The sequence below is a fragment of the Vibrio sp. 05-20-BW147 genome (assembly GCF_013369385.1).
Lineage (GTDB): Bacteria > Pseudomonadota > Gammaproteobacteria > Enterobacterales > Vibrionaceae > Vibrio > Vibrio floridensis.
The window spans coordinates 1-2,225 of sequence record NZ_SZTO01000045.1 but is presented as its reverse complement, the minus strand read 5'-3'; the positions used below and the strand labels follow the sequence as shown (position 1 = coordinate 2,225).

At 40.2% G+C, this 2,225-nt stretch carries 4 protein-coding genes; all 4 read right to left on the bottom strand.

What is annotated here, in order from left to right:
- Positions 1-269 precede the first annotated feature (269 nt).
- Positions 270-683 carry a hypothetical protein gene (locus FC652_RS19505; protein WP_038970060.1) on the bottom strand — a complete coding sequence of 138 codons (414 nt, stop codon included), beginning with the start codon at positions 681-683 and terminating at the stop codon, positions 270-272.
- Positions 684-825: 142 nt separating this feature from the next.
- Entirely contained in the window at positions 826-1,365 is a 540-nt protein-coding gene (locus FC652_RS19500; RefSeq protein WP_176299834.1) for a histidine phosphatase family protein, read from the bottom strand.
- A gap of 158 nt (positions 1,366-1,523) precedes the next feature.
- Positions 1,524-2,072 carry a hypothetical protein gene (locus FC652_RS20660; protein ID WP_029831895.1) on the bottom strand — a complete coding sequence of 183 codons (549 nt, stop codon included), beginning with the start codon at positions 2,070-2,072 and terminating at the stop codon, positions 1,524-1,526.
- A gap of 9 nt (positions 2,073-2,081) precedes the next feature.
- The coding region (locus FC652_RS19485; protein ID WP_176299833.1) for a DUF3265 domain-containing protein at positions 2,082-2,225 on the bottom strand (144 nt) is incomplete at its 5' end.

Sequence of the window (2,225 nt, the reverse complement as noted above, 5' to 3'; positions counted from 1 at the left end):
CTGAATTTTCAGCGCCAAAGAATAAGTGTCCGAAAAACAGCACCCAATGGAGCTAACTTGCCGACAAGCACCGAACTGAAAAGCCGAGGGAACAACGAAAAACAATAAGCCACTGATTATACGTGATTAAGCATAACGCCCGCTTAAGGGGCAGCCAACGCCACTACTAACTTTCCGCATAACACCGTAACCACAAAAACCAACGCATAGTAAAAATGCCGCGCGTTGGCTGTCCCTCTTGAAGCGTTTGTTATGTTTTTTTTTGTTTGTTATGTGCCTCGTCCACACCAAAGCTCGAAAATGTCATTTTCCTCCTCAATTGCTATAGAGCAATTAATGTCATTCACTGACCATTTGTAAATAAGCTGCCCATGAATTTCGGCTACTTTTAAGTCAACATCTTGTGATAATGCTGCCTCTACTTGACCATTCGTATAATTGAAACCTCTCTTTGAGCACTGAATCAACAACTCATTTGTTGGCTTTTGATATACAGCATCACATCCACCAACTTGATTGGGAAGATTTTCGAGAGACGAGACAAGATCTGAAATTGGAATTCCTGACACAGATTCAGAAGAGATAAAGAAGCCCACTGATTCATTCTCGGTTTTAACTCGCCCATCACACCCTGTGACTACGACTGCCACGAACAAAACAGCCCATTTAGTATATCCATTCATGCGAAAATTTATCCTATGAGACACATAACGCCCGCTTAAGGGGCAGCCAACGCTACTACCAACTTACCGCATAACAACGTAATCACAACAACCAACGCATTGTAAAAATGCCGCGCGTTGGCTGTCCTTCTTGAAGCGTTTGTTAGCCCAATTTGCCCAACGTGAGCGAACGATAGCTTCCGCAACCAATACCGTTGTCTTGGTAGCCAGCCAAACTTTCAAACACATTAAAATGCGAAACGACAATTACCTTAGAATAATGCGTGTATCGCGATAACACGCTTTCTGCACGATTTCTAAGCGCTATCCAAGACTCATACGGAACATTATTGGGCTCCGCATTATTTTTCAGCGAAGCGCGATACTCATGCCAACGGCGATCTCGTTCTTGAAGATCTACATAACCACCATCCAAGTCCGCTCGCCACTCTCGTAGGTCATGTTCAACAAAGAGTTCTAAACCGAGTTTACGATTAATGATTTCGGCAGTTTGTAGTGCTCTTGTATACGGTGAAGAGATGATAACTTCTGCGTTCTCGAGCTGAATTTCTTGAGCAACAGAGTGCAACTTATGGATATGCTCTCGATGTAAAGGAGCATAATCTTTTTCAAGCTGGCTCATTTTTCGCTCGTCAGATAACGAGTAGTCAGGCACTCCATGCCTTACAAATACAACTTCCATTCGTCCCTAAATCTCCATTTTTACCGAATTGGGCTAACGCCCTGTTAAGGTGTGAGCAACGCAATACTAAAGCCGCAGCATACTACCTTAAACACTAAACGCAACGCATAGTAAAAATGTCACGCGTTGCGAATCACTCTTAAACAGTTTGTTATGTTTTATTTAAATAGGAACCAATAGAGAGCTCCAAAAATCATAATACACAGTGCTACGATAGAAATTATTGCAATGATTGATTTATGGATTTTAAAGCTATCATCACTGTATTTATTAGCACCAAGCATTTTTAATGTCCCTACATCTTTTAGGCTAAAAACTATTAGAAACACATGATTAATCAATAAAGTTAGAAATGCAGATATGATTAAAATTATTGCGGCAATATCCCACACTTTATGGAGCACAAAATAAGCTAGTGAAAAACCAACCACACCAAGGCAAAGATCAAAGAGCTGTTTTGATGAAGAATAGAGAAACTGGAGTACACAACTGTCATTGGGCTTACTTTCCCATAGAAATGATATACTTACTGACAATAGACATAATATAACTGAAAATGCCAATCCAAACTGAATTGTAGTAATCGACATATTGTCTGTATTTAGTTTGGTCAAAGGATATACAAGTTGTGCAACAAAGCCTACTAAAAACCACGTCAACATAGGTGTCAGATTAATTAATGACAAGTGACCTTTCTTATTTTCCATCAAACTACCTTAAATATTAAATTTAGTTCTCAAAATTATGATTAAAACATAACGCCGCGTTAAGGGGTGAATGCCGCATAAACCAGCTTTCCGCACACCACTTTCACTACCAAAACTCACCGCATACCAAAAATGCCACGCGGCATGAATCCC